Below are 24,883 nucleotides of genomic sequence, written 5' to 3' on the forward strand. Positions count from 1 at the left end.
GCCCGTCAGGCTAACACCCGCTGGTTACGAAAGGTTTGCCCGTCAGGCGCGGCCGCCGGGATGGACCAGGAGGTGGCCGCGGCGGAGCGGCGCGCTGTCGTTGGCGGGCTCGGGCAGGTTCTGCAGGGTGGCCCGGGCATCGCGGGAGGCCGGGGCGGTCTCGTGGCCGAGGATGCGCAGGGAGGTCGTGCGCATCCGCGTCAGGGGACGCAGGCCGAGCCAGTGCGGCACGCAGGTCGGGCTGAGGGCCCCGAGGATGCGGGTCTGCGTCTCGCCGTGGTGGCGCAGGGGCAGCAGCAGGAGCTCGAGGTCGATGGTCTCGTCGCGCTCCGTCAGGCCCTGCAGGCCCGCCACGGCCCCGACGGTGTCGACGGCCACGGCCTCGACCAGCAGCCACGGATCGGCGTCGGGCCGTCCCCAGAGGCCGGCGAAGTCCCGTCCCTTCAGCTCACGCCCGAACAGGGCGCAGACATGGGTCCCGGCCAGGCGGACCGAGGCCGCCCCGCGCGCCATGTCGACCTCGAGGATCAGGCTGTCGGCGAGCAGGTTCCGGATCTCGCCGGGCTCGATCTCGCTGCGTTCCGGCGCGGCGCGGCCATTCCGCAACCGGTCCCAGTAGGCGTGGAGCAGGCGGCTGGTCGGATGCTTCATGGGAGTCCCACAATGGCACGGTCCGGCGACGGACCTTCTCGGATCGGGCGCTTTCGGGACGGTTCTGGGCCGCTCCCGAGGTCTGTGCCAGGCTCGGCGCAGAGCTTATGCCGACCACCCTCGCGGCGCCCCCTTAACCCTTCATCAAGGTTAACGGATTGACGGAGTTGTCCACCGCCAAGTTTGCACGCGCCCCGTGCCGGCGGATTTTCCCGCGCGGCGGGGCCCGTTCCCGCATCGCGGAGCTTGTTTCCCGCATGGCGGGGCTTGTTTCCCGCATGGCGGGGCTTGCGGCCCCGCCTGCCGCCCCGACATGGTGGCCGCATGGATGCCAGCCCCGACCTGCCGCCGCAGAACCGCGTTCCGATCTTCAACATGCCGGGCGTGGTCACCGCGTCGATCGGCGTGCTCGTGGGCATCCACGCCCTGCGCGAATTCGTGCTGCCGGACACCTGGGACATCGCCGCCCTGATCGACCTCGCGCTGATCCCGGGGCGCTGGAGTGTGGCCGTCGATCCGGCCCGGGCGGAGGAGCTCCTGCGGGCCGCCACGGCCCTGGCGGGCGACCCCGACGTGGTCGAAGCCCGGCAGGCCTTCGCCCGCTACGTGGTGGCCGACCCCGCCGCGATGCCCTGGACCTTCGCGACCTACGCGCTGCTGCACGGCTCGTGGATGCACGTCATCTTCAACACCGTCTGGCTCGCCGCCTTCGGCTCGCCGGTGGCCCGCCGCTACGGCGCCTGGCGCTACGGCCTGATTGCCCTCGTGGGCGCGGTGGCGGGCGGCATCCTCCACGTCCTCCTCGACCCCCTGAGCACCGCCCCCCTGATCGGGGCCTCGGCCGGCGTCTCGGCCCTGATGGCGGCCGCGGCCCGCTTCGTGTTCCAGCCGCCCCCCGTCTATGCCGGCGCGCCCCCCTGGCAGCGCCCGTCCGCGCCCCCGCTCCAGACCATCCCGGAGCTGATGCGTAACCGCACCGCGGTGGTGTTCCTGGTGATCTGGCTCGTGACGAACTTCCTGTTCGGCGTCATCGCCCTGCCGCTGGGCGCCGAGGCGACCTCGGTGGCCTGGGACGCCCATCTGGGCGGCTTCGTCGCGGGCTTCTTCCTGCTGCCGCTCCTCGACCGGGCCCGGCGCTGACGACGGGCCCGCGCCGCCGCCCCGGACCGTGAATTATCCTGCGTCCTCGGCGACGGGATCCTGCGGGATCTTGCTATATGCGGTCGCGCGCCACACAATCGCCGCAGACCGAGCCGGGCACCCTGCCGTTCTGGCCAAGCCCGGCCGCCCCGTCCCAGGGGTGACTTGAGGGAAAGGACACGTCCATGACCGTTGCTCGCATCCTCGCCGAGAAGGGCCGCTCCGTCGTCACGGTGGAGCCCCAGCGCACCCTCGACGAGGCCATCCACCTCCTGGCCGAGAAGCGCATCGGCGCCGTCGTCGTCAGCGATGCGGACGGGGCGGTGCGCGGCATCCTCTCCGAGCGCGACATCATGCGGGCGCTCGCCGCCAAGGGCGCCAACGCCCTCGACGCCCGGGTCTCCGAGCACATGACCGCCGAGGTCACCACCTGCACCCGCGCCAGCAGCATCGAGGAGGTCATGCACCTCATGACCGAGGGCCGCTTCCGCCACGTGCCCGTCATCGAGGACGACCGGCTGGCCGGCCTCATCTCCATCGGCGACGTGGTCAAGCGCCGGATCGAGGCCGTCGAGGCCGAGCACCGGGCCATGCGCGACTACATCACCATGGCCTGAGTCAGGTGCGGGCGTGAGGCAGGATCGGGCCTGAGTCAGGTCCGGGCGGCGGCCGCCGCCACGAGGCCGCGGATCTGCGGCAGGGCGGCGCGCGCCGCCTCGCGGCCGATGGCGATCCCCTCGGCCGCCCGGTGGAACTCGAACAGGCCCATCCCGGCCAGGCGGGGCACGATGGCGATGTCGGGCGGGTCGCCGGCCAGGCGCGCCCGCGAGATCCGGTCCTGCGTGATGTTGAAGGCGTCGAGCATCACCCGCGCCATGCCGGGGGTGGCGAGGCCGTCGGCCGGCCCGGACGCGCGATCGGACGCGGTACGGCGCAGACCCGGCCGGCGCAGGCTCCAGCGCCGGGGCCGGCGGGGGGCGGGCGCCACCGCCTCGGCCGTGACCCGCGCGGGCGCCGCCTCCCGCACGCCGGGGCGCGGGTCGCCGTTGAGGTTGACGCAGATCACGAGGTCGGCCCCCAGGGCCCGGGCGATCGTCACCGGCACCGGGTTCACCAGGGTCCCGTCGAGGAGGAGCCGGCCGCCGCAGCGCACCGGCGGGAAGATGCCCGGCAGGGCGTAGGAGGCGCGCAGGGCCTCCACGAGGCTGCCCCGGGTGAGCCAGACCTCCTCGCCGCTGTCGAGGTCGGTGGCGACGCTGGCGAAGCGGATCGGCAGGCCCTCGATCCGGCGGTCGGCGAGGTCGTGCTCCAGGCGCCGCTTCAGGCGGTCGCCCGCGATCAGGCCGGAGCGGAGCCGCAGGTCGAGGAGCCCCATCACGCTGCGCCGGGTCAGCGACAGGGCGAAGGCCTTGAGCAGCCCGAGCTGGCCCGCCGCGTAGCAGCCGCCCACCACCGCGCCGATGGAGCAGCCCGCCACCACGGCCGGGTGGAGTCCGGCCTCCTCCAGCACTTCGATCACCCCGATCTGCGACCAGCCCCGGGCCGAGCCGCCACCGAGGGCGAGGCCGATGCGGGGGCCGGGGGCGGGGGGCGCCGCCACGGGCTCGACGGCCCCGGCGGGGAAGCGCGCGTGCGGGGAGGCGCCCTGGCGGACCTCCGCGGCGGGACGCACCGGGGACAGGCCGTCCCACATCAGCGACACCGGGATGCGGGAGAGGGGGCGAAGAAACGCGGGACGCGGCGACCGCGACGGGGCGGGCGCCGCTCCGGACGGGCACGCCGCGCGCCGGGATCAGGCATCGGCGGGCCGCAGAATCGCCTGGCCGGTCGCCGGATCGTGATCGACGCGGCGGTAGAAGCAGGCGCGCCGGCCGGTGTGGCAGCAGCCGCCGTCGCCACCGACCGCGACGCGGATCAGCACCGCGTCCTGGTCGCAATCGACCCGCATCTCGACCACGCGCTGGACCTGACCGCTGGTGGCGCCCTTATGCCAGAGCGCGCCGCGGGAGCGGGACCAGTACCAGGCCTCGCCGGTCTTCAGGGTGAGGGCCAGGGATTCGGCGTTCATGTGGGCGAGCATGAGCACCTGCCCGTCGGCGGCGTCGACGGCGATGCAGGAGACGAGGCCGTGTGCGTCGAAGCGGGGGGTGAAGGCGGCCCCCTCCTCGACCTCGGCCCGGCTGCCCGGTTCCGGGAAGGCGCGGGTCATCGGGAGACAGACGTCATCGCGGGCCGGCTCAGGACTTGTTGCGCACGAGGGTGAGGAAGCGGACCTGCTCGTTGGCGTCGTTGCGGAAGGCGCCCCGGAACTGGGTGGTGATGGTGGAGACGCCGGCCTTCTGGACGCCGCGCATCGCCATGCAGAGGTGCTCGGCCTCCACCATCACGGCGATGCCGCGGGGCTTGAGGATGCTCTCGATCACGTCGGCGATCTGGGCCGTCATGGTCTCCTGGGTCTGCAGGCGGCGGGCGAAGGTGTCGACCACGCGGGCGAGCTTCGACAGGCCGACCACGCCCTTGGTCGGGTAGTAGGCGATGTGCGCCAGCCCCATGAAGGGCACCATGTGGTGCTCGCAATGGGAGTAGAACGGGATGTCGCGCACCAGCACGATGTCCGAGTAGCCCTCGACCTCCTCGAAGACCCGCTCGAGCAGCGCGTCGGCGTCCTGGCCGTAGCCGCCGAAGATCTGGCCGTAGGCCTTCACCACCCGGGCGGGGGTGTCGCGCAGGCCCTCGCGGTTCGGGTCGTCGCCGGCCCAGCGCAGGAGGGTACGCACGGCGGCCTCGGCCTCCTCGCGGCTCGGACGGCCCGTGGCGATGGCCTCGGGCACCCGCTGGGCGGAGGCGGGCAGGGGAGCGATCTCGGGCGCGGGCGCGGGCGCTTCGCCCCGCGCGTTGTCGTTGCGCATGGCGCTGAGGGCGCCGTTCTGGCGGGTCGGTTCCATCCCGGATTCCTCCGTCTCGGTCAGGCGGTAGGAGAGGGACTTGAGCGCGGCATCCATGGCATCTTCCGCCCGGGCGATCCGGGTCGTCATCGGGTGGCTGTCAGGCTTTGCGTACATCGTCGAACCATGGGGCCGTCGGGTGAGGACGGCCGATGCCCGGACGGTGCCGTCTGCGGTGGCGCAACCCCGGCCGTGGGCGCGACCCGGGTCGACGAGCCGCCTCCTCGCGAAACGGTGCGTGGGGGCCTATATCGTCGTTATCGCGCCGTCGCGCAATGCAGGCTGCGCGGATCAGATCTCCGGGATCGGAAGCCGGCTGTGCGCCCGGCCGTCCCGGCGGAACGGCAAATGGACCCGGCGGGACCGCAAGTGAACCCGGCGGAACAGCCAGAGGATCGGAATTCCATGCTCGACGACATCTACAACCGTCGCATCCTCGAACTGGCCGCCGACATCCCGCGCCTGGGACGCCTGGCGGCCCCGGACGCCAGTGCCACCGCGCATTCGAAGCTCTGCGGCTCCACCGTCACGGTGGACCTCGCGGTGCGGGACGGCACGGTCACCGACTTCGCCCACGAGGTGAAGGCCTGCGCCCTCGGCCAGGCCTCGTCCTCGCTGATGGCCCGCCACGTGGTCGGCACCAGCGCCGGGGAGCTGCGCGCGGTCCGCGCCGCCATGCGGCGGATGCTCAAGGAGGGCGGCCCGGCGCCCACGGGCGCCTGGGCGGATCTCGCCGTCCTCGAGCCGGTGCGCGACTTCAAGGCCCGGCACGCCTCGACGCTCCTGACCTTCGACGCGGTGGTGGACGCCCTCGACCGGATCGAGGCCGGGGCGGTGGCGGCCGCCTAGCATGCTGCTCCGCCGCATCGCCCACGGGGCGATCCGCACCTATCAGCTCACCCTATCGAGCCTGGTCGGCCGCCAGTGCCGGCACTGGCCCTCGTGCTCCCACTACACCGACGGGGCGATCCAGCGGCACGGGCTCTGGGCGGGCGGCTGGATCGGGTTCGCCCGCATCTGCCGCTGCGGCCCCCTCGGCACCCACGGCATCGACCTGGTGCCGGAGGCCCTGCCGGCGCGCGCCGCCTGGTTCACCCCCTGGCGCTACGGCCGCTGGCGCGGCGTGAACGCGCCTCCCTCGCCCTTCGCCTGCGAGCCCTGCACCTGCGCGGCGGTGGGGGAGGGGGCCGCCCCTAGACCGGCGCCGCCGTGATCCACTTCAGGAACACCAGCGTCCCCGTCACCGTGAGGGCGCCGCCGATGCGGGTGGCGATCTGGGCGAAGGGCATCAGCGCCATCCGGTTGGCGGCGGTGAGGATCGCCACGTCGCCGGTGCCGCCCTGGCCGCTGTGGCAGGCGTTCACGATGGCGGTCTCGATCGGGTACATGCCGAGCCGGCGCCCGACGCCGTAGCCCGTCGCCATCAGGGTGACGACGGTGGCCACGATGGTGATCAGGTTCGGCAGCGTGAAGGCCGCCACCAGCTTGTCCCAGGGGGTGAGCGAGACGCCGATGGCGAAGAGCAGCGGGTAGGTCATGCCGACCTGCACGAACTTGTAGACGATGAAGCCGCCGGCCTGGAGCCGGGGCGAGACCGCGCTGGCGAGCTTGGCCAGCACCGCCAGGAACAGCATCGCCACGGGGGCGGGCAGGCCGGTGAGGTGGTGGCACATCACGCCGAGGAGGTAGAGCGTCACCGCCGTGAGGCCGGCCGCCGCCACCGTGGCGGCGTCGATCGGGCCGGTCTCCACGGGCGTGCCCGCCTCCATGTCGTTCTCGGTGTGGGGCTGCAGGCGGCCCTCGCCGGTGAGGTGCGGTTTGCGCCTGCCCACCCAGTTGAGGGTGCCGGCCAGGATGATCGCCGTGAGGCTGCCCAGCATCACGGGCGGCAGCACCTGGGCGAAGACGTCGCCCTGCGGGATCCCGAGGATGTTGCCGTAGCCGATGGAGAGCGGAATCGCGCCCTCGCCGACGCCGCCGGCCATGATCGGCACGACGATGAAGAAGAAGGTGTGGTGCGCCCCGAGCCCCAGCAGGGTGCCCACCAGGGTGCCGACGCAGCCCGCCGCCAGGGAGCCGAGGCCGAGGGGGACGAAGATCTTGAGGAAGCCCTTGATCAGCACAGCCCGGTCCATGCCCAGGATGCTGCCGACGATGATCGCCGCGATGTAGAGGTAGAGGAAGTTGGTGAACTTGGTGAAGTCCGTGATCGCCTTGATGATCGGGCCCGGGATCAGCGCGTAGTAGACCAGCGCCGAGGGGATGAAGGTGGCGAAGATCGCCCCCGCCCCGATCTGGCGCAGGACCGGCAGGCGCTTGCCGATCTCCGCGCAGGTGAAGCCGCCGAGCACCAGGACGGCGATCATCGTCGGCGCGTCGGCCTTGATCTCGCCCTCCGCGGTCAGCACCCAGAGCAGCGCCACCAGGATCAGGTAGACCGGCAGCGGGATGATGCCGATCTGCAGGTCGACGAGGCGCCACCAGCCCTGAGGCCAGAAGCGTGTCCCGGTCTGGACCCCGGGCAGGTGGGCCGTCGTGGTGATCGCGACGCCTTCGGGGTGCGCCGTCGGTACGGGGCTCGGCATGAACGTCTCTCCCGGCGAAAGCCCGTTTGCCCCGCGGGGCCGGCTCGTCCGTGTTTTCTTGGATTTTTTTCTGGTCTCGACCGTGCGGCACGGAAGGCCATCGGCGAGCATCAGTCGGGTTGGACCGGCTTTGTCAATTGATCGGCCGGCACGGGCCGCGATGGTGATTGAGGATCCCTGGCGATTGTCAGCAACCCGGGGCGGGAGCGGCCGCCGGGGGCCCGGGACCGGATGCGCGGAATCCGCGTTCCTTCCCGATGCGAATGGGTCTAAACGGCCCGGCGCGGCGCCGCATTGGGGCCGCGCCGACCCCGACCCGCCCCCCGCTTACCTGCCGCGTACGCAGGAGTGAGCCTCCAAGGAGCCCCCGGCCATGCCGATCCTGACCTTCCCCGACGGCAACACCCGCAGCTACGACGCCGCGATCACCGGCCGTGCCGTCGTCGAGGGCATCGCCAAGTCCCTGGCCAAGCGCACCGTCGCCATGGCCCTCGACGGCACCGTGCGCGACCTCGACGACACGATCGCGCAGGATGCCCGCATCGAGTTCCTCGACCGCACCGACCCGCGCAGCCTGGAGCTGATCCGGCACGACTGCGCCCACGTGCTGGCGGAGGCGGTGCAGGCCCTGTGGCCGGGCACGCAGGTCACCATCGGCCCGGTGATCGAGAACGGGTTCTACTACGACTTCGCCCGGGACGAGCCCTTCACCCCGGAGGACTTCCCGAAGATCGAGGCGAAGATGCGCGAACTCATCGCGCGCGACGCCCCCTTCACCAAGGAGGTCTGGAAGCGCGACGACATCCGGGCGCTCTTCGCCGGGAAGGGCGAGGCCTACAAGGTCGAGCTCGTGGACGCGATCCCGCCCGGCGAGGACCTCAAGGTCTACCGCCAGGGCGACTGGTTCGACCTCTGCCGCGGCCCGCACATGACCTCGACGGGCAAGGTCGGCACCGCCTTCAAGCTGATGAAGGTGGCGGGCGCCTACTGGCGGGGCGATTCCAAAAACCCGATGCTGACCCGCATCTACGGCACCGCCTGGGCGACCAAGGAGGACCTCGACGCCTACCTGCACCGCCTGGAGGAGGCTGAGCGCCGCGACCACCGGCGCCTGGGGCGCGAGATGGACCTGTTCCACTTCCAGGAGGAGGGGCCGGGCGTCGTGTTCTGGCACGCCAAGGGCTGGACCGTGTTCCAGGAGCTGATCGCCTACATGCGCCGGCGCCTGCGCGGCGACTACCAGGAGGTCAACGCCCCCCAGATCCTCGACAAGGCCCTGTGGGAGACCTCCGGCCACTGGGGCTGGTACCGCGAGAACATGTTCGCGGCCCAATCCGCCGGCGACGAGGCCGAGGACAAGCGCTGGTTCGCGTTGAAGCCCATGAACTGCCCCGGCCACGTGATGATCTTCAAGCACGGCCTGAAATCCTACCGCGACCTGCCCCTGCGCATGGCCGAGTTCGGCGTGGTCCACCGCTACGAGCCCTCGGGCGCCATGCACGGCCTGATGCGGGTGCGGGGCTTCACCCAGGACGACGCGCACATCTTCTGCACCGAGGACCAGCTCGCCGACGAGTGCCTGAAGATCAACGACCTGATCCTCTCCACCTACGCCGATTTCGGCTTCGGCGAGATCGTGGTGAAGCTCTCGACCCGCCCCGAGAAGCGGGTGGGCTCGGACGCCCTCTGGGACCATGCCGAGGACGTCATGACCCGGGTGCTCACCCAGATCGAGGAACAGTCGGGGGGCCGGATCAGGACCGCGATCAACCCGGGGGAGGGCGCCTTCTACGGGCCGAAGTTCGAGTACGTGCTCCGCGACGCCATCGGGCGCGACTGGCAGTGCGGCACGACCCAGGTGGACTTCAACCTGCCGGAGCGCTTCGGCGCCTTCTACGTCGATGCCGAGAGCGGCAAGAAGCCCCCGGTCATGGTCCACCGCGCCATCTGCGGCTCCCTGGAGCGCTTCACCGGGATCCTGATCGAGCACTTCGCCGGGCATTTCCCGCTCTGGCTCGCGCCGGTGCAGGTGGTGGTCGCCACCATCACGGGCGATGCCGACCCCTACGCCCGCGCGGTGGTCGCCGCCGCGACCCGCCTCGGCCTGCGCGTCGAGGCCGACCTGCGCAACGAGAAGATCAACTACAAGGTCCGCGAGCACTCGCTGGCGAAGGTGCCGGTGATGCTCGTCGTCGGCCGCAAGGAGGGCGAGGAGCGCACCGTCTCGGTCCGGCGCCTGGGCAGCCAGCACACCCGCACGGGCGGCCTCGACGAGACCCTGGCCGCCCTGGTGGCGGAGGCGACCGCGCCGGATCGCATCCGGGCGGAGGCGGTGGCCGAGACCGTGCCGAGCGCCGACGTCGCTCTCGACGGCCAGCACGGCGAGGCCCCGACGCCGTAGGGCGGCGGGTTCGGCCTCCGGGCGGTTGCGTCCTCCGGGCGGTGCCCGGGGGATGCCCGGATCAGGGGGCGCAATTGGCGGCGTAGAGGGCCAGGATGCGCTGCAGGGCGGCGTAATCCTGCGGCGTCGCCGGGTTGCGCAGTTCGGGCCCGTCCGGGACGAGGCCGGCGATGCCCGCCGCGAGGTCGGCGACGAAGCGGCGGGGCCCCACGGGATTGCCCATGCGGTTGGTGGTGTCGACGACGCCGCAGAAAGCCCCCGCGCGCCCGGCACGGAGCTGGCCGTAACGGGCGGTGGCGGGCGTTCTCAGTCCCTGTCCCAGGAGGGCGATCACCCGGTCCGCGCGTTCCGGACCGATCTCCCGGTCGGAGCCGTCCGCCACGAGCGCCCGCGCGGGATCCGCCCCCTGCGCCCGCGCGGGACGCGGCACCAGGAGAAGCGGCGCCAGGAGCAGGACGAGGGCACCGATCGCAAGTCGCCTCATGCGTGTCGTCTCTCTCCGCCTGTCGGGACGCCTCGGCTCAGCCCGCCTTGGCGATCACCTCGACGTCGCGGTTCAGGCCGCTCTCGACCTTGAATTCGCGGGTGTAGACCTGCCCGTCGTGGCGGGCGATCAGGACGTAGTCCCCCTCCGCCAGGGTCACCTGCGGGAAGGCGCCGATGGCCTCGCGGATGGTATCGCCGCCCGGCGTCAGCACGCTGAAGGCGGTGCCGGCGAAGGCCTCGGCGCCTTCGGCCGCCACCAGCTTCAGGGTCAGGGTGGCGGCGCGGTGGTTGAGGGTGGCGTCCGTGACCTTGCCGTTCTCCACCTTGAGGTCGGCGCGCTGGATCGCGTTCGAGCCGCCATAGGTCGAGACCACGTGGTAGGTGCCCTCGGGCAGGCGCAGGAGCTCGCCCGCCTTGACGCCGCTGCGCACGAGGCGCCCCTCGGAGTTCGTCCCGATCGGCACGAAGACCGAGAAGGCGAGCTGGTCGGCGCCGAGCTTCACGTCGCCGATGGCGCCCGAGAGCTTGAGCGCCCCGGCGCTGACCTTGAGCTGCTCGGCGGCCGGCTGGCCCGCCATGACGACCCGGCGCGCGGCGCTGGCGAAGCCGTAGGTCACGGTGGCGACGTAAGCGCCCGGCGGCAGGGTGAAGCTCGGCTCGGCCGCCTCGGAGCGGGCGACGATGCCGGGCTTCGTGCCGTCGGTGCGGTCCTCGTAGATGCGCCAGGCGAGGCCGGAGCGCAGGGGCTTGTCGCCGCCCGCGAACACCGCCGTGAGGGTCAGGGCCGCGCTCGCCGCGCTGGGCAGCGGCGGCGCCGAGGGGTCCGACATCGACGGGGAGGGCATGGACGGGGAGGGCATGGACGGGGAGGGGAGGTTGGGCCCGATCCGGTTGTGGAAGGCGTTGCCGTCCTGCGCCGCGGCGGTGCCGGGGTGACCGCCGAGGAGGAGGGCGCAGCCCAGCCAGACCGATCCGTACCCTGCCCGCGCCATCCCGCACCTCCCAATCCCGACCGGGGCGTCCCGCCGGCGTTGCCAATCCGCCGCCGGCGCGCCATGTCACGGACGGCCGCCGCGCCCGGTGCCCGCCCTCTGGAACCGGACCATGGCGGCGGCAAGGCCATCCCGCCTCCGAGGGCCGGTCGTCTGCGGCCCCGCCCCTCTCGCCCGATCCTGCTCCAGGGATGCCATGAACGCCACCCTCGATCTCCTGCGCACCCGCCGCTCGGTCCCGCCCCTCCGCCTCGCGGGACCGGGCCCGGACGCGGCCGAGCTCGACGCGCTCCTTACCATCGCGTCGCGCGTGCCGGACCACGGCAAGCTGGCGCCCTGGCGCTTCCTGGTGATCGCAGGCGAGGCCCGCACCCGCATCGGCGACGCCATCGCGGCGGCCTATGCCGCCGACCACCCGGAGGCCGATGCCGCGCGCCTCGACCTCGAGCGCCACCGCCTCGCCCTCGCCCCCCTGGTGGTGGCGGTGGTGTCGCGGGCCGGCCCGCACATCAAGATCCCCGAATGGGAGCAGGTGCTCTCGGCCGGCGCGGTGGCGATGAACCTCGTGGTGGCGGCCAACGCCGCGGGCTACGCCACGGCGTGGCTCACCGAGTGGTTCGCCTACGATTCCCGCATCCTCGACGTCCTCGGCCTCGTGCCCGGCGAGCGCCTCGCGGGCTTCATCCATATCGGGCACGCCCAGGAGGTGCCGCCCGACCGGCCCCGCCCGGCGCTCGCCGACATCGTCACCCGGCTCTGAGGGGCACCCCATGCATTACGACGCCGAGACCAAGGGCCTGCCGCACAACCCGCTGAAGGCCCTGGTGGCCCCGCGCCCGATCGGCTGGATCAGCGCGATGAACCGCGACGGCGCGGTGAACCTCGCGCCCTATTCCTACTTCAACGCCGTGGCGGCCGGCCCCGACATGGTCATGTTCTCCTCGGCCGGGCGCAAGGACGCGATGACCTTCGCGGAGGAGGGCGGCGAGTTCGTCTGCAACCTCGCCACCTACGACCTGCGCGAAGCGGTGAACGCCACCTCGGCGCCCCTGCCCCGCGGCGAGAGCGAGTTCGCCTTCGCGGGCCTGACCCCGGCGCCCTCGCGAAAGGTGCGCCCGCCCCGGGTCGCCGAATCGCCGGCCGCCCTGGAGTGCAAGTGGCTGCAGACCGTGCCGCTGACGCCGCTCGACGGCAGCGACGCCTCGCATTTCCTGGTGATCGGGCAGGTGGTCTCGATCTACATCGACGACCGCTTCATCCGCGACGGCCTCGTCGACACCGGCGCCATGCGGCCGATCCTGCGCGGCGGCTACTTCGACTACTTCACCGCCGAACCGGAGACCCGGTTCGAGCTGCGCCGGCCGGCCGGCGGGGGCGGGTAGGCCACTCGGTTAGGCCACCCGCCGCCGGCCCAGGCGCTCCGCGATGGCGATGCCGCCGATGACGAGGGCCAGCGCCAGGGCGTCGTGCCAGCGGACAGGCTCGCCCACCAGCAGGATGGCGAGGCCGGCCCCGAAGATCGGCACGAGGTTGACGAAGAGGCCGGCCCGGTTCGGGCCGATCAGCTCGACGCCGCGCAGGAAGGCGAGCTGCGCGATGAGCGAGGGCCCGAGCGCCACGAACAGCACGATGGCCCAGCCCTTGCCGGTCGGCCAGATCGTGTGGCCCAGGGCCCATTCGGCGGCGAGCGGCGGCAGCGAGGTCACGAAGGCGGAGAGCGCCACGGCGGTGAAGAAGCTCAGGCCCGAGACCCGGGGCCTGCGGGAGAGCGCCACGGTGTAGCCGGCATAGAGCCCGCAGGCGACCAGCATCAGCACGTCGCCCCGGTTGAAGGCGAAGGTCGCCAGCACCCGCCAGTCGCCGTGGGTCGCCGCCACCATGGCGCCCGCCAGCGTCACGGCGACGCCGAGGAGCTGCGCCCCCGTCACCGCCACCCGGTGGACGAGATAGTTGATCAGGATGACGAGGACCGGGATCGACCCCTGGAACAGGGCGATGTTGATGCCGCTGGTGAACAGGCCGGCGGCGTAGAACAGGCTGGCGTAGAGGGTGTAGCCGCACGCTCCCATCAGCAGCACGTAGCGCCAGTGGCGCGTGAGCCGGTCCCACTCCGCGTTGAGGCCGGCCCGGGCCGGCAGCGCCAGGGCGAGGCAGGCGAAGGCCCAGCGCAGGCAGGTGAGCACCTGGGGCGAGACCTCGCCCGCCGCCCACTTGCTCGCCACCACGTTGCCGCCCCAGAGCAGCATCGTGAACACGAGGAGCGGGTAGGCCGTGGTCGCCGGCTCGGCCGCGCGTCCGGCGGGCGTCTCCGGGACGCGCATGGGGCGGATCTCCCTGGGCTCGGGCCGGGCTCGCGGCCGGCGACCGGGGGATAGCCCGCCGGGGGCCGCGGGGACAGGCCGTCCGGCGCAACACCGCCATCGAAATCCGTCCGCGGCCGCCTCGGCCCGAATCCCCGCGGCCCTGCGGAGAACCGGCAGCATGCCCATCCCCCGGTATCGCTCGGCGCACCGATTCCCTCTGCGGGTGAACACGGTTATGCCGGGCGGAACACAGCGGCGACACGGCCGCGGACCAGGGGGAGGGCGAGACAGTCGGTGACGTGGCGATCGCTCCTCCTCGCCCTCCTGCTGGTCGGCGTGCTGGCGGCCGGCCTCGGCGGCCTCGCCGTCTCGCCCCAGGGCGCCCTCCTCCTGGGCGAGCTGCGCGAGCACGTCGAGGCCCTCCAGGCCCGCCCCGGGCCGGCGAAGCCCGCGCACCTGCCGGCCCAGCGCACCGCCGTGGAGGAGGGCCGCACCGTGGTGCGCCTCTCGGCCGCCGAGCGCGCCCGCATCGGCATCACGACCGAGGCCCGGCCCCTGGCCGAGCACCGGGAGGAGTTGCAGGCCTATGGCAGCGTCCTCGACCTCGCCCGGGTCACCGACCTGACCAACGCCTATGCCAGCGCCCAGGCCGCGCTCCAGACGGCCCAGGCCCGCGCCGAGGTCTCGCGCAGCGCCCTGCAGCGGGCCAGGACCCTCGGCCCCTACGCCACCACCGTGCAGGTCGAGACCGCCGGGGGCACCGCCCAGACCGACCAGGCCGCCCTGGCGGCGGCGGAATCCCAGGTGCGCACCCTCTCGGCCACCGCCCAGCAGGAATGGGGGCCGGTGATCGGCCGGGCCATCGTCGCGCGCGCGGCCACCGTCACCCGGCTGATCGAGCGCACCGACTTCCTGGTGCAGGTCACCCTGCCGCCGGGGGAGGGCCTGAAGGGCCCGCCGGCGGCGGCCTTCGCCGAGGTGCCGCCCCAGAGCGCGCGGGTCGCCCTGGCCTACGTCTCGCCCGCCACCCGCACGGATCCGCGCATCCAGGGCCTGAGCTTCTTCTACACCGTGCCGGGCGACAGCGGCTTCCTGCCCGGCATGAGCATGCTGGCCTTCCTGGCCTCCGACCGCAGCGTCACCGGCCTCAGCGTGCCCGAGGACGCGGTGGTGCACTGGCAGGGGGCCGCCTGGATCTACCGGGCGGTGGGGCCCGACGCCTTCGCCCGCCACCGGCTGAAGGCCGACCCGCCGATGTCGGCCGACGCCTACGTGGTGGAGGACCTGCCCGGCGGCACCGAGATCGTGCTCTCGGGGGCGCAGGCGCTCCTCTCCGAGGAGATGAAGAGTCAGCTCCAAGTCTCGGGCGGCGTCGATGACGATTGAGGCGCCGGGCTCCGGACCGGGAGGCCCCCGCGGCCCCCAGGCGGCCCTGGTCGCCTTCGCGGTGCGCTTCCGCGGCGTCGTCCTGGCGCTCAGCCTGGCGCTCGCCGCCTACGGCTTCGTCGTGCTGGCCGATGCCCAGTACGACGTCTTCCCGGAATTCGCGCCCCCCGCCGTGGTGATCCAGACCGAGGCCCCCGGCCTCAACCCGGAACAGGTCGAGGTGCTGGTGACCCAACCCGTGGAGGTCGCGGTCAACGGCCTGCCGGGGGTGGTCTCCCTGCGCTCGAGTTCGATCCAGGGCCTGTCGGTGATCACCGTCACCTTCGGGGCCGGCAGCGACATCTACCGGGTGCGCCAGCTCGTCACCGAGCGGCTGACGGCGCTGGCCGGCCGCCTGCCGCAAGGGGTGCTGCCGCCGGCGATGACGGCGCTCACCTCCGCCACCAGCACGGTGCTGCTCGTCGGCCTGACCACGCAGAGCCGCTCGGACATGGACCTGCGCACCCTGGCGAACTGGACCGTGCGCCTGCGCCTCCTCGCCGTGCCGGGGATCGCCCAGGTCTCGGTCTATGGCGGCGCGGTGCGCTCGCTGCAGGTGCAGATCCGCCCGAACGACCTCGTGCGCTTCAACATCGGCGTCAACGAGGTGCTCGCCGCCGCGCGGAAAGCCACCGGCGTGCGCGGCGCCGGCTTCGTGGACACGCCCAACCAGCGCATCGCCCTCCAGACCGACGGACAGTCGCTGAGCCCCGAGGCGGTCTCTCGGACCGTGCTGATCAACGAGGGCGGGGCCAGCGTGACCCTGGCGGACGTCGCCACCGTGGTCGCCACCGGCGAGCCGGCGATCGGCGCCGCCCTGGTGGACGGCCGGCCCGGGGTGCTCCTCATGGTCGGCGCCCAGTACGGCGCCAACACGCGCGCGGTCACCGCGCGGGTCGAGGCGGCCCTGGAGGACCTGCGCCCGGCCCTGGCGCGCGAGGGCGTGACCCTGCACGCCGACCTGTTCCGGCCGGCCAACTTCATCGCCATCGCCAACGGCAACGTGCTGCAGGCCCTCGGGCTCGGCGGCATCCTGGTGGTCGTGGTGCTGTTCGTCTTCCTGTACGACTGGCGCACCGCCGTGATCTCGGCGCTGGCGATCCCGCTCTCGCTCATCGCCGCCGTGGTGGCGCTGCAGGCGCTGGGCGAGAGCCTCAACACCATGACCCTGGGCGGGCTCGCCATCGCCATCGGCGAGGTGGTGGACGACGCGGTGATCGGCGTCGAGAACGTGGTCCGGCGCCTGCGCGAGAACCGCCGCCTCGGCGGCCCGCGCCCCGAGGGGCGGGTGGTCCTCGACGCCATCCTGGAGGTGCGCACGGCGGTCGCCTACGCCACCATCGCGGTGCTGCTGGTCTTCCTCCCCGTCCTCGCCCTGTCGGGCATCGCCGGCCGGCTGTTCGGCCCCTTGAGCCTCGCCTACATCCTCGCCGTGGTGGCCTCGCTCGCCGTCGCCCTCACGGTGACCCCGGCCCTGGCGATGGGGCTGCTGACGAACCGGCGCGAGGCCTCGACCCTGGACCCGCCGGTGATGCGGGTCGCGCGCGGCGCCTACGCCCGCCTGCTCACCCGGATCGACCGCGCCCCGCGCGTCCTCATGGCCTGCGGCCTCCTCGTCACCCTCCTGGGGGCCGCGATGCTGCCGTTCTTCGGCTCGACCTTCCTGCCCGACCTCAAGGAGGGCCACCTGATCCTGCACATGGCGGCGGCGCCCGGCACCGCCCTGCAGGAATCCCTGCGGCTCGGCACCCGCATCACCGCCGAGCTGAAGGCGATTCCCGGCATCCGGGCGGTGGCGTCGCAGATCGGCCGGGCCGAGGCCGGCCAGGACACCGCCGGCACCCATTACAGCGAGATCCACATCGACCTCGAACCCGGCCTCGACGGGGCGGGGCAGGGGGCGGCGGAGGCCCGGATCCGGGCCGTGATGGCGGGCTTCCCCGGGGCCGCCTTCTCCCTCAAGACCTTCCTCACCGAGCGCATCGAGGAGACCGTGTCGGGCTTCACCGCCCCGGTGGTGATCAACGTCTTCGGCACGGATCTCGGCGCCATCGAGACGGCCGCCCGGGACATCGCCCGCGAGCTCGCCGAGGTGCGGGGCGCCGTCGACATCCAGCAGAGTTCCCCGGCGGGCCTGCCCCAGGTCAATGTGGGCTTGCGGCCCAACGACCTGCGCCACTGGGGCCTCTCGGCCATCGAGGTGATGGAGGTGGTGCGCACCGCCTACCAGGGCGACATCGTCGGCCAGACCTATGCGGGCAACGCCGTGTTCAACGTCCTCGTCATCCTCGATCCCGCCACGCGGGGCCGGCTCTCGGCCCTGAGCGACCTGCCCTTGCGCGGCTCCGGCGGCCGGGTGGTGCGCCTCGCCCAGGTGGCGGACATCTACGAGACCTCCGGCCGCTACCAGGTCCAGCACGAGGGCGCGCAGCGGGTCCAGGCGGTCACCGCCAACGTGACGGGGCGCGACGTCGCCGGCTTCGTGGCCGATGCCAAGCGCAAGATCGCCCGCGCGGTCGCCCTGCCCCCCGGCACCTATGTGGGCTTCGCCGGCTCGGCCGAGGCGCAGGCGCGGGCCCGGCGCGACCTCCTGGTCTATTCGGGGCTGGCCGGCCTCGGCATCGTCCTCCTGCTGGCCATCGTGACGGGAAGCCTGCGCAACCTGCTGCTGGTGCTGGTCAACCTGCCCTTCGCCTTCGTGGGCGGCGTGCTGGCGGTCTTCGCCACCGGGGCCGTGCTGTCGCTGGGCTCGATCGTCGGCTTCGTCACCCTGTTCGGGATCAGCTTGCGCAACACCATCATGATGATCGCCCATTACGAGCACCTCGTGGTGGAGGAGGGGCAGGCCTGGGACCGGGACACGGCGGTTCGCGGGGCCGCCGACCGGATGGTGCCGATCCTGATGACCTCCCTGGTCACCGGCCTCGGCCTGCTGCCGCTGGCGCTGGGCGCCGGCGAGCCCGGCCGCGAGATCGAGGGCCCGATGGCCATCGTGATCCTGGGCGGCCTCGCCACCTCGACGGTGCTCAACCTCCTGATCCTGCCGACCCTGGCCCTGCGCTTCGCGCGCTTCGGCACGCCGCAGGGCAGGGCGCTCGAACCGGTCGCCTGACGTCTCCGCGCCGGCCGCGGCATCCCTGAGCTGTGCGGCGCCCGCCTTCCGGCCTAGAGTTTGTCAGGGATCAGCGGAAACCGGTGATCCCGAAAAGACAAACGTCCGAGACAGGACAGGCCCTCGGGTCTCGACCGCAGGACTCCGCCATGCGCCCGACGCCGCTTGCCCGCCTCGTGCAACGCCAAGAAGGTGCCGGGCCTCCAGACGACCTACGAGACGGAAGACGGTTTCGAGGGCGTCGACACCGCCCGCATCCTCACCATCAACCCGGACGGTATCGCGGCTGAATACGTCCTGAAGATCTGGGGGCGCTGAGGCCGGGACCGTCCCCGTCGTCGCCTGCGGTCTGCCCGGACCTTGTCGAAGGCGGGATCAATCGTCCTCGCCCAAGGGGAGCGGCGCGGGTTTAGGACCACGGGCCATCAGTCACCGCCGTGCTGACATCCACCCGGACGAGACGCGCGGCTCCTGCCCGACCGTCCTCGTCGACGCCCTGCGATGGCTTGGCATCGCCCGCAAACACACCCGCCCTCCACGTCTGGCGATAGACGTGACTCCTGTCACAACCGCCGCAGAATGGTCGCGCGAAACAGGAGCGCGGGGCCCTCCAGAAGATACCGGCGCCACAGGCGCCCGGGATCCCGGACGAGCCGCACGACCCATTCGAGACCTGCCTGCCTGACGAGGGGCGGACACAGCCAGATCCGACCCGAGAGAAACTCGAACAGGGCGCCCACGCACAGGAAGGTGGCCGATGGAAGGTCCTTCCTGAGCAAGAGCGCGAGCTCTTCTTGAGACCCCTGTTCCATCCCAATGATGACCACATCGGGCTTGGTGTCGATTAGCGAGGTCCGGAGCGTCTCCCGTGACGCGTCATTGAGGTATCCATGATGAGCGCAGACGATGGTGGCACCTTCCGTCGCGAAGTAATTCGAGACGGCTTGTAGAGTGTCGCCCGCCCCGCCGATCAACGCCATTTTCTTGCTCAGGACCCCGAGCGTTCGTGCAAACTCGTGAATGAAACTATTGGCCGTGACCTTGGGAATCCATACGCCATTCACGAGAAGCGATATGATCGACACGCCGATCCCGTCGCAGTAACACAGGTCGCAGGCCCTGATAGAGAGAGCGATGCGCGTGTGCTTGAGAGCGAGGGCCAAGGTATGAAGATGGGAGTAGGTAATGACACGCCCCTCACCCCCCTCGACGATCGCTTTTAGCTTCTCGACGAAAATTTTCTCACTGCAGCGCAGAATCGTCAGCGGACCGACTTCGATAAAATCGAATCGGAGATATCGGTTCGGGGGCAGCATTATTTCCTCCGACTCGAAGCAAGCTCAAATCCGAACACATAGCTTGGAAGTTTTGAGCGGCCCATTGCTATCTGCTGGAGACATCCTTCACAGGGAGCAATTGTCAACAGGGCCGAGCCTGGATTGAAACTGCGGGCGCTCTCTTCACAAATTGTGGATCAAGCGGCATCCTGGCGACAATTTTCAACAGCCTGATCGAGCAGGCTTGAGCGGGATCGTGAATGCGGGACTGGGCGGGTGAAGTCCGAGCGCGGCCCGGCACGTTCGACGCGCTCCGGAGCGACCTTCGTCTTCTGACTGACCTGCATGTCTTACCGCTGCCGCGTGGGCAGATCTGGCTGCTGGCAGCGTCGGTCGTCTTGTCGTCGCTGTGCCTCTTCGCGATCGGGCGAGGCATACGGATCTGGACCGATGCGCTCCTCGACGAGGCCTCAAAGGCGTCCGGGACCTCGCTGTTCACGTATGTGGCTGTCTCCGCCGTCCTGGCTTCGGCGTCGGGTCTGCGCATCTACGCGGCCACGAACCTGGGCGAGGAATTCGGCGCGCGACTGCGTATCGCTCTGTTCCGGGCCGTTCTCGGTCAGGACCTGCGCTTCTTCGAGACGAATGCGCCAGGCACGCTCAACGCGATGTTGATCGCGGACATCTCGACGTTGCAACTCGTGGTCCGCTCATCCCTCTCACCCCTGATCCGCAACGGGATCGTGGTGACGGGGGCGGGCCTCCTGATGGCGTGGACCGATTGGCGCCTGACGGCCCTGTCGCTCCTGATCCTTCCCCTGCCGGTCGCGGCCTTCCTGGGGATGTCGGCGAAGCAGAGACACCTGTCATCGCGCGTCAGCGGACGCATCGGCATCCTAGCGGGATACTCGAGCGAGGTGTTCGATGCCATCGGCACGATCAAGATGTTCGGCCGGGAGGAGGAGGAGGTCGCCCGGTTCTCCCAGCGGATCGGCGAAGCGCGGGCGCTGGCACTTCGCCTTTCGCAGGCGCGCGGCGCGCTCCTGGCCCTCTCTGTCCTGCTCGGCGCCGCGACGCTCGGCGCCGTCCTGATGGCGGGAGGCCACGCGGTCGCGGCGGGGCGGATGACAACCGGGACCTTCTCGTCCTTCCTGTTCTTTCTTCTGCTGGCCGCGGCCTCCTGCGCGACACTCGGCAATTTGTGGAGTGGGACGATCGAGGCCGCAGCGGCGCTCAAGCGCATCATGCCCCACCTGAGAACCGATTCCACGCCAGGCGGACCACGCGGTGTCTTCGCCCCGCCTGTGCCAAGTCGCGCGCCCATGGGAATTGCCTTCGAGGCCGTGACGTTCCGCTACCCCGCCCGCCCGGACCGATCGGTCCTCGACGCGGTGTCCTTCGACGTGGCGCCCGGTGAGACGGTGGCGATCGCGGGGCGGTCCGGAGCCGGGAAATCGACGCTGATACGCCTCCTCTTGCGCTTCGACGCGCCGGATCGCGGTCGCGTCCTGGTCGGCGGCCAAGACATCGCCGAACTCGATCCCGCCACGGTCCGATCCTGGTTCGCCGTGGTTCCGCAAAATCCGTTCATCTTCTCGACAACCCTGGCCGAAAACATACGGCATGGTCGATCCGATGCGAGCGACGCTCAGGTTGCGACGGCGGCTGCGTCCGCTGGGGTTCACCTCTTCGCGAACGATCTCGCCGAAGGGCCCGATACGCATCTCGGCGAACGAGGGGTTCGACTGTCCGCCGGGCAGCGGCAACGCGTCGGTATCGCGCGTGCTCTCGTCAGGGAGACCCCGATCCTGATTCTCGACGAAGCGACCAGCGCGCTCGACGCATGGACAGAAGCCGTCGTCCATCGGACGATCTTCGGACCACGCCAGAGACCGACGACACTGGTGATCGCCCACCGTCTGAGCACCCTTCTGGCGGCGGATCGGGTCGTCGTTCTCAATGGCGGTCGGATCGTGGCGACGGGACGCCACAACGACCTGCTGCACGAGTCGGAATTCTATCGATCTCTGCTGCGAGTAGAGATAAATACGGCCGAGCAACCGCTTGGCGTCCCGTGAGGAAGCGGAGCAGCGTCCAGATCGTCGCCCCAGGTCCCTGACGTTGAATCAGGGCCAAAAGCTTGACGGGGATGTTCAGCCTGAAGATGTGGCGCGTTGCGAAGAGACTCCATCGTTGCCGGACGGATCCATGCGCGGCTTGGAAGATCTCGAATGCCTGCGTCTGTCGCAGGGCGTCCCGGTTGCGGACCAACACGGCAGTGAAGTCGCGGGCCAGGGCCGGCGTCCAATCGTGAACCCATGCCCGCCCGACATCATCGACCATCCTGGCGATCGTCTCGTCCGACAAGGCGGCGATCCGGTCAACGATTCGGGCCACCGCCGCGGGTGTCGCAAACGCCTCCAGGCCACGACGACTCGCTTTTGGCAGCCCCAGGATGCTGACGCCATCGTTGAAGCAGAAATCGAAGTCGAGGGCGATGTAGCGACCCTGCTCATCGACACATTCGTTGTCAGGCGTCTCGATCCGATCGGTGTCGCCCAACCAGGCTAAGACCACGATCTGCAGAAGGGCATCCTCCCGATTCGTGATCGGTCGGTGCATCGCTTCGTGGAAGGGACGTAAGCCCGTGAGGTACGCGCAGGCGATGCCCTCGACACGGCGGTTCCGATCCAGCCTCAGAACGACGTCCCGGAACGGTGCGATCGGCAGGCCAAAGGTTTCGGCCATCAGGTGCGACGCCACGATGTGGGCCACCTCCCGCCGTCGCCGCTCGGCGGACGTGACCAGCGCGCGGTAAGCGCTGCCGGTGTTACGCTTGAAGAAGAGCGCGCGGCCTGATCCATCGCGGATCATGGCGCAATCATTCCTGCCCCGGGTGATCGCCCAAATCGCCACGACATCGATCGCTTCCGGTGCCCGCACGGCTCAGCCTCCCGGTGGATCACCCGGAACACCGACTTAAGCCGACGCCTGGTCACCTCGTAAACCTCGGAGTGCCGGTTCCCTGCGCAGAAAGGCCCTCGACATGACCGGCTCGCCGGTGGTCCGGATCGGGAGCGCGACGACAGTGCCGTGCCATGGATACTCGCAGGACGCCGGAAAGCAGACGAATGTCAGATGCCCAACGCGGCCAAGGAAACCGGAGACCATTCGAACCGTTAACGCCAAGCTAGGGATCGGAACCGCGCGCTGTCATCGGGACCAAAAGGACGGGTATGGCTCTGAAACCAATGATCCTACTCTGTTCGGTTTCATTGCTGATGGGTGGGTGCGCCCACGGGGTGCAGGGACCAGGGCGATATGCCTCTCTCCCCCGTGGCGAGAGGGCAAGCGAGGTTGCCGATGTCGTGATCCCCGGCACCGTGACCGCGCGGTGGTCGCGCCAGCAAGGCCGCGGGACGGATCCGATCACGGTGCTCCAGCACTCCGTGGGCACGAAAGCCGACCAGAAAAACCTGCGCGTGGGCACGCGCACCGAGCGGTCCCTGTCGGGTGGACCCGAGCCCATCCGTACCGCAAGCATCCCTGCCTTGGGGGCAGGCGACGTTCGGTCTCCGGGCGAACGTTATGACCGAGAAGCTAACATGAACCGTCTCGTGAAGGGCGGTGAAGCCGCGGCCAAGCCGATCTGCTCCGGGTGCTGAGGCAGTGCCTTTGCAGTTGCGCGCACGCGAATAGGTCGGATCACGGAAGACGTATTCGTTTGCCCCCGCCGCCCGGCGCCAGATGATCACCGATCATCTGGCGCGCTCCCGAATCCCTGAACGGCTCACAAGAGAAAATCAGAGGCATGGAGGACAGCTTTCGTCACCATGTCGATGGCGAAGTCGACCTTTCCGTCACCGTTGACGTCAGCCTGCACCTGACCACCCGTGCTGTTCGCGGAGAACCGCAACTCCCCTGCATGCTTCGTGAAAGCGCCTGCCCCGATCCAGGTGAAAGCCTCGTGCGCGTTCGTGAGCGTGTTGGCGTCGATCAGGTGCAGATCGATCTTGTCCTCGCCCTGAACGAAGTCTCCAATGTAGTCTCGCCCTGCAGTTGCGGCCGTGCTGTCGCTGAGTTTCTCGAAGCGGAACGTATCGTGACCGCCCCCCCCGTAGAGGATGTCCTTGCCTTCCCGGCCCACCAGCACGTCGTCGCCGGCGCCCCCCCTGAGTCCATCGCCCTTGCTGCTGCCCAAGATCAGCTCAGCGGTGGCTTTGCCGGTGATGTTGCCACCTGAGGCTGGTGCCTGGAGCACGAGGCTCGGATCGGCGGGGTACGCGGGCGCTGCGGGTGCGGCCGGCTTGGTCGGAATCGGCTGAGGCACCTCGATCGGGGCCGAGGTCAGGGGCGGCAGGGGCGGCGCGCCGGGCGCGGGCACCGGCAGCGCCGGGACAGTGGGGCCGTGTTCCGCGAGGATGAAGTCGCCTGTGCTCATGGCCAGCTTTCCAGTCAGCTCGAGCTGAAAATCGGCCTTGAGGTCTCCATCGGCGTCGATCTGGATCGTGGTCAGGCCTCTGCTGGTCTCGTAACGCAACTGCCAGTCGTGACCCGTGAAGCTCTCCGAGCCCAGCCACTGCCAGCCAGAAAGATCTTGTGGTGCGCCCGTGATGGCCGCCAGGTCGATCCGATCTGCGCCTTGCTTGAAGTCCGAAATCAGGTCGATGCCATCACCGGCCAGCGACCCGTAGACGAAGATGTCCTTGCCGGCACCTCCAGTGATGTAGTCGCGCCCGCCGCCGCCAACGATCACATCGTCTCCACTCCCCCCCTTGATGAAGTTGGAGCCGCTGCCACCAAGGAGGTAGTCACCCTTGGACGTCCCGTAGATCGCCGCATTCGCGGAGAGAGCGGCAATCTTGTTGAGGGCCGATAGGTTAGGCAGCGCGCCGATGGCTTCCTGACCCGGAGCGACGGGCCGCCCGCTGGCATGCATGTTGTCGGCGTAACGGGTCGTCTGCTCCAGGTCGCCGTACTTGCCGTAGTCGATGACGTTCCCGACGACCTGCACGCCTGTCACCGTGCCGACTTGACTACCGGTATGGGTCTGGGTCGCCCCATCGGAGACCAGGACGGTCATGCTGCCGCCGAGGAGGATGTTGTTCTTGACGGTCACGTCGGAGACGCTGCCGTTCTCACCCGTGATGCGCACCGCTTCGTTGGTCTCGGTGGGTGCGTCCGCGCGTGCGCGCCAGTCGATGGTGTTCTCGGAGATCACGACCGGCCCGGTGGTCTTNTCACCCGTGATGCGCACCGCTTCGTTGGTCTCGGTGGGTGCGTCCGCGCGTGCGCGCCAGTCGATGGTGTTCTCGGAGATCACGACCGGCCCGGTGGTCTTTCCGATCCAGATTGCGTCGGCGTGTGCACCCGTGGCGTAAGCGCCTCCCGCAAAGTAGTTCGCGCTGATGGTGCCGCTTTGGATCGACACGCCGTCGGATGGTGCATCCAGGAAGGCGTTGTGCGTGAGGGTCGTGTTCTCACCGCGCGAGATGATGAAGTCGACGTAGCCGATTTTGTCGAGCTTCAGACCGTCGAACGTCGAGTGATCGACGGTCAGGTTCTT

At 70.5% G+C, this 24,883-nt stretch carries 21 protein-coding genes; 11 read left to right on the forward strand and 10 right to left on the reverse strand.

Annotated elements, in window-relative coordinates; all coding sequences use genetic code 11:
• Positions 1 to 42: 42 nt before the first annotated feature.
• Positions 43 to 651, reverse strand: a complete 609-nt coding sequence (locus tag ASG63_RS08300; RefSeq protein ID WP_056214194.1) for a PAS domain-containing protein — start codon at positions 649 to 651, stop codon at positions 43 to 45.
• Between the two features lie 324 nt (positions 652 to 975).
• Between ASG63_RS08300 and ASG63_RS08305 the strand changes: the two genes are divergently transcribed.
• Together ASG63_RS08305 and ASG63_RS08310 are read left to right on the forward strand one after the other, a co-directional pair.
• Positions 976 to 1,791 (forward strand): rhomboid family intramembrane serine protease, encoded by an 816-nt coding sequence (locus ASG63_RS08305; protein ID WP_056214197.1) that lies wholly within the window; start codon positions 976 to 978, stop codon positions 1,789 to 1,791.
• A 185-nt stretch (positions 1,792 to 1,976) separates the two neighbouring features.
• On the forward strand, positions 1,977 to 2,408 hold the full coding sequence (locus tag ASG63_RS08310; protein ID WP_056214200.1) for a CBS domain-containing protein: 432 nt from the start codon (positions 1,977 to 1,979) through the stop codon (positions 2,406 to 2,408).
• A 35-nt stretch (positions 2,409 to 2,443) separates the two neighbouring features.
• Here the strand turns inward: ASG63_RS08310 and ASG63_RS08315 are convergent, their stop codons facing one another.
• From ASG63_RS08315 to folE, 3 genes are all read right to left on the reverse strand, one after another.
• Complete coding sequence (locus tag ASG63_RS08315) at positions 2,444 to 3,487, reverse strand: patatin-like phospholipase family protein (RefSeq protein WP_443189782.1); 1,044 nt, start codon at positions 3,485 to 3,487, stop codon at positions 2,444 to 2,446.
• Between the two features lie 96 nt (positions 3,488 to 3,583).
• Positions 3,584 to 4,000 carry a phosphoribosyl-AMP cyclohydrolase gene (gene hisI, locus ASG63_RS08320; protein WP_056214203.1) on the reverse strand — a complete coding sequence of 139 codons (417 nt, stop codon included), beginning with the start codon at positions 3,998 to 4,000 and terminating at the stop codon, positions 3,584 to 3,586.
• Positions 4,001 to 4,028: 28 nt separating this feature from the next.
• Positions 4,029 to 4,853 (reverse strand): GTP cyclohydrolase I FolE, encoded by an 825-nt coding sequence (gene folE, locus ASG63_RS08325; protein ID WP_056214206.1) that lies wholly within the window; start codon positions 4,851 to 4,853, stop codon positions 4,029 to 4,031.
• A gap of 288 nt (positions 4,854 to 5,141) precedes the next feature.
• Here folE and ASG63_RS08330 point away from each other — a divergent pair, with 288 nt between their 5' ends.
• Positions 5,142 to 5,585 carry an iron-sulfur cluster assembly scaffold protein gene (locus tag ASG63_RS08330; protein WP_056214209.1) on the forward strand — a complete coding sequence of 148 codons (444 nt, stop codon included), beginning with the start codon at positions 5,142 to 5,144 and terminating at the stop codon, positions 5,583 to 5,585.
• 4 nt (positions 5,586 to 5,589) lie between these two features.
• Positions 5,590 to 5,949 carry a membrane protein insertion efficiency factor YidD gene (yidD, locus tag ASG63_RS08335; protein WP_056214289.1) on the forward strand — a complete coding sequence of 120 codons (360 nt, stop codon included), beginning with the start codon at positions 5,590 to 5,592 and terminating at the stop codon, positions 5,947 to 5,949.
• Here the strand turns inward: yidD and ASG63_RS08340 are convergent.
• A complete protein-coding gene (locus ASG63_RS08340) occupies positions 5,930 to 7,321 on the reverse strand; it encodes a 2-hydroxycarboxylate transporter family protein (RefSeq protein ID WP_082504147.1) in 1,392 nt (463 codons plus the stop codon). The genes yidD and ASG63_RS08340 overlap by 20 nt on opposite strands.
• Positions 7,322 to 7,694: 373 nt before the next feature.
• Here ASG63_RS08340 and thrS point away from each other — a divergent pair, with 373 nt between their 5' ends.
• Positions 7,695 to 9,722 carry a threonine--tRNA ligase gene (gene thrS, locus ASG63_RS08345; RefSeq protein WP_056214212.1) on the forward strand — a complete coding sequence of 676 codons (2,028 nt, stop codon included), beginning with the start codon at positions 7,695 to 7,697 and terminating at the stop codon, positions 9,720 to 9,722.
• A 61-nt stretch (positions 9,723 to 9,783) separates the two neighbouring features.
• Here thrS and ASG63_RS08350 read toward each other — a convergent pair whose 3' ends face one another.
• Together ASG63_RS08350 and ASG63_RS08355 are read right to left on the reverse strand one after the other, a co-directional pair.
• Positions 9,784 to 10,206, reverse strand: a complete 423-nt coding sequence (locus ASG63_RS08350) for a hypothetical protein (RefSeq protein ID WP_056214217.1) — start codon at positions 10,204 to 10,206, stop codon at positions 9,784 to 9,786.
• A 37-nt stretch (positions 10,207 to 10,243) separates the two neighbouring features.
• Entirely contained in the window at positions 10,244 to 11,200 is a 957-nt protein-coding gene (locus ASG63_RS08355) for a hypothetical protein (RefSeq protein WP_056214221.1), read from the reverse strand.
• 196 nt (positions 11,201 to 11,396) lie between these two features.
• Between ASG63_RS08355 and ASG63_RS08360 the strand changes: the two genes are divergently transcribed.
• A complete protein-coding gene (locus tag ASG63_RS08360) occupies positions 11,397 to 11,960 on the forward strand; it encodes a nitroreductase family protein (RefSeq protein WP_056214224.1) in 564 nt (187 codons plus the stop codon).
• 10 nt (positions 11,961 to 11,970) lie between these two features.
• Complete coding sequence (locus tag ASG63_RS08365; protein WP_056214229.1) at positions 11,971 to 12,582, forward strand: flavin reductase family protein; 612 nt, start codon at positions 11,971 to 11,973, stop codon at positions 12,580 to 12,582.
• A 9-nt stretch (positions 12,583 to 12,591) separates the two neighbouring features.
• Here the strand turns inward: ASG63_RS08365 and ASG63_RS08370 are convergent, their stop codons facing one another.
• A complete protein-coding gene (locus ASG63_RS08370; RefSeq protein WP_056214234.1) occupies positions 12,592 to 13,521 on the reverse strand; it encodes a DMT family transporter in 930 nt (309 codons plus the stop codon).
• Between the two features lie 276 nt (positions 13,522 to 13,797).
• Between ASG63_RS08370 and ASG63_RS08375 the strand changes: the two genes are divergently transcribed.
• The 3 genes from ASG63_RS08375 (at position 13,798) to ASG63_RS25135 (ending at position 18,358) form a co-directional block, all read left to right on the forward strand.
• The gene (locus ASG63_RS08375) at positions 13,798 to 14,889 is read left to right on the forward strand and encodes a hypothetical protein (protein ID WP_056214238.1); all 1,092 of its coding nucleotides are present in this window, start codon (positions 13,798 to 13,800) and stop codon (positions 14,887 to 14,889) included.
• Positions 14,879 to 18,040 carry an efflux RND transporter permease subunit gene (locus ASG63_RS08380; RefSeq protein WP_056214242.1) on the forward strand — a complete coding sequence of 1,054 codons (3,162 nt, stop codon included), beginning with the start codon at positions 14,879 to 14,881 and terminating at the stop codon, positions 18,038 to 18,040. Before ASG63_RS08375 ends, ASG63_RS08380 begins: the two co-directional genes overlap by 11 nt.
• A gap of 165 nt (positions 18,041 to 18,205) precedes the next feature.
• Complete coding sequence (locus ASG63_RS25135) at positions 18,206 to 18,358, forward strand: hypothetical protein (RefSeq protein WP_156389589.1); 153 nt, start codon at positions 18,206 to 18,208, stop codon at positions 18,356 to 18,358.
• A 245-nt stretch (positions 18,359 to 18,603) separates the two neighbouring features.
• Here the strand turns inward: ASG63_RS25135 and ASG63_RS08385 are convergent, their stop codons facing one another.
• Positions 18,604 to 19,356 carry a WecB/TagA/CpsF family glycosyltransferase gene (locus ASG63_RS08385; protein WP_056214245.1) on the reverse strand — a complete coding sequence of 251 codons (753 nt, stop codon included), beginning with the start codon at positions 19,354 to 19,356 and terminating at the stop codon, positions 18,604 to 18,606.
• A 221-nt stretch (positions 19,357 to 19,577) separates the two neighbouring features.
• Between ASG63_RS08385 and ASG63_RS08390 the strand changes: the two genes are divergently transcribed.
• Positions 19,578 to 21,395: an ABC transporter ATP-binding protein gene (locus ASG63_RS08390; protein ID WP_056214249.1), complete on the forward strand. Its 1,818-nt coding sequence runs from the start codon at positions 19,578 to 19,580 to the stop codon at positions 21,393 to 21,395.
• A 1,712-nt stretch (positions 21,396 to 23,107) separates the two neighbouring features.
• Here ASG63_RS08390 and ASG63_RS08395 read toward each other — a convergent pair.
• Positions 23,108 to 24,556, reverse strand: a 1,449-nt coding sequence (locus tag ASG63_RS08395) for a M10 family metallopeptidase C-terminal domain-containing protein (RefSeq protein WP_210171799.1), incomplete at its 5' end; no start/stop codon positions are given.
• Positions 24,557 to 24,883: the final 327 nt, after the last annotated feature.

Origin of the sequence: Methylobacterium sp. Leaf94, from assembly GCF_001426045.1 — a bacterium.
Taxonomy (GTDB): domain Bacteria; phylum Pseudomonadota; class Alphaproteobacteria; order Rhizobiales; family Beijerinckiaceae; genus Methylobacterium.